General features: G+C 65.7%; 3 protein-coding genes. All 3 read left to right on the top strand.

Annotation, left to right across the window (positions count from 1 at the left end; genetic code table 11):
• The coding region (locus MKK70_RS00140) for a BamA/TamA family outer membrane protein (RefSeq protein WP_243945267.1) at positions 1-493 on the top strand (493 nt) is incomplete at its 5' end.
• A gap of 219 nt (positions 494-712) precedes the next feature.
• A complete protein-coding gene (locus MKK70_RS00130) occupies positions 713-1,519 on the top strand; it encodes a DNA-binding protein (protein ID WP_313899062.1) in 807 nt (268 codons plus the stop codon).
• Positions 1,516-1,656 carry a hypothetical protein gene (locus tag MKK70_RS00125; protein ID WP_243931713.1) on the top strand — a complete coding sequence of 47 codons (141 nt, stop codon included), beginning with the start codon at positions 1,516-1,518 and terminating at the stop codon, positions 1,654-1,656. Before MKK70_RS00130 ends, MKK70_RS00125 begins: the two co-directional genes overlap by 4 nt.
• Positions 1,657-1,982: the final 326 nt, after the last annotated feature.

Genomic DNA, 1,982 nt, shown 5'->3' with positions numbered 1-1,982 from the left:
TCCCAACGGCATCGGCCCGCGCGACGTCGGCACCACCGACGCCCGCTCCAACGCCATCGGCGGCTCGACCTACGTCGGCGGCACCCTCGAGATCCAGTTCCCGCTCCCCTACGTGCCGCGCGATCTCGGCCTGAAGGGCGCCTTGTTTGCGGATGCCGGCACGTTGTTCGGCTACAAGGGCAAGCGTGCGTTCGACGTGAACGGCGACGGCTTCATCAACGGCTACGCCGCTGCGACGGGTTGCAAGTACAGCGCGTACACGATCGGCGTCGAGCCGGAATGCGTCAACGTCCGCGACAAGGCCGTCATCCGCTCGTCCATCGGCGCGTCGATCCTGTGGAATTCGCCGCTTGGTCCAATCCGCTTCGACTATGCCTACGCGCTCACCAAGGACGAGGGCGTGAAGGTGTATGTCCCGACCCTCGGCAAGTACGGCCATATCGGTGCGGACCAGACGCAGGCCTTCCGCTTCTCTGGTGGCTCGAAATTTTAGAGGCTGTTATGGACTAGTCGTTAGTTGGGCGGCCTGTTTAAGCATGGTGCGGACAAACACGTCGTTGTAGAAGTCTGCGAGCGTGTTCGGATAGAACCCGTAGTCCTCGATGAGGCAACGCAAGCGCGGCGCCGGGGCGAAGAAACGCTCTGCCACCCAGTGCGCGGTAGTAGGCCAAAGCGGCGCTTGGCCTCCGGCAGTGTGCCGACCTCCAGTTTGATGCCGCGCATGCGAGCAGCCTTGGCCGGCTCGTCTCCCACTTCGGACTGCCGCGGAAGGCCAGCCGCAGGAACGCCTGTAGGTCGTCAGCGAGCTGCTCGAAGCAACCGGCCGCCAGCTAGTGGTCCAAATCTGACGCTTGGTACCCACCCGCGAAGTCCGCAACGGGTGGGAAGCGGACCCAGCCCCTTCGCCCGGAAGCGGACGCTCCGTCTCCGACCCAACCCGGCCGCTCATCACGTTCCAGCGCCTGCCTGTAAGCGGACGGTATTCTACATTCCGCTGTCCGGGTGGGACCACCTGAGCACCGTCCAACTGCTTGTCGATGACTGCAACAAAGAAAAAGCTGTTCCTCTGCTTAGTGAAGATCCCCGGGAGAACCTCCGAGCTGCAGACCGAATTTGGGCCGAGGGCAAGGAGCGTCTCTTGCTTCGGCCCGTGTGGGAACGGGTCAAACTGAATGCGGGGGTGGCTGGCAACAACCAGTGCGTCGGCAAGCACCTGGCGAAGTGGACCCGGGAGCGCGCGTACAGCCCGGTCATCGAGTTCGCGGGCCTACCGGGGGCGGTCGAGACGGGGCTGGCGAAGGCCGGCGTGGCGCTGTGGAAGGCGGCGGAGGCCGAGGCTGCGGCGATCGTAGTGACGGAGCGCCTGCGCATGGCGGAGGCGATCGCCGCGGAGCGGGGGCTCCGGCACGAGGCGCTCGGGATGGTGGACGCGCGCGACGCCGGGATCGAGGGCAGTGGAACGAGATTGCGTGGTTCGCGGACGAGCTCGAACGGCAGAAGGAGCACATCGCGACGGTGAAGGCCCGGGCGTTCTGGCGGACCGAGGCGCAGGAGATATGGGACATCCTCCCGGAGCAGGAGGCGATGCACCTCGGCGGCATCGCGCAGCGGATTGGCCACGAGTTCAAGAAGGAAGCAGAGGATTATCCCGGGTAGTGGGGGCCGGAGTTGCTCCAGGGCGTGATCGACCAGGGGATCAAGTTCAAGAAACTGTTCGCGAGCGAGGACGGCGGCCGATACCGCAGGCGCAGACCGGAGGACGGGATCGCCGCGTGAGCGCCGTCCCGTCCAGACGACGATGGGCGGTACATCGCGGTGGGACCTCCGATCCGTTGCGGGGCGCGTTCCGCGGCGGGTGCAGGTAGCGCCACGGCCAGGGCATCCCTGTGCGTCCCGACGCGGAAGCCGCCCTTGCGGGCGCGCTTCCGTATCAACTCATCAAGGGATAGCCAATTGTGGCATACGGGCCGGTCCGACTATTC

Origin of the sequence: Methylobacterium sp. E-041, assembly GCF_022829665.1 — a bacterium.
Taxonomy (GTDB): domain Bacteria; phylum Pseudomonadota; class Alphaproteobacteria; order Rhizobiales; family Beijerinckiaceae; genus Methylobacterium.
The sequence above is the reverse complement of the archived record's forward strand: the minus strand, read 5'-3'. Positions and strand labels throughout refer to the sequence as shown.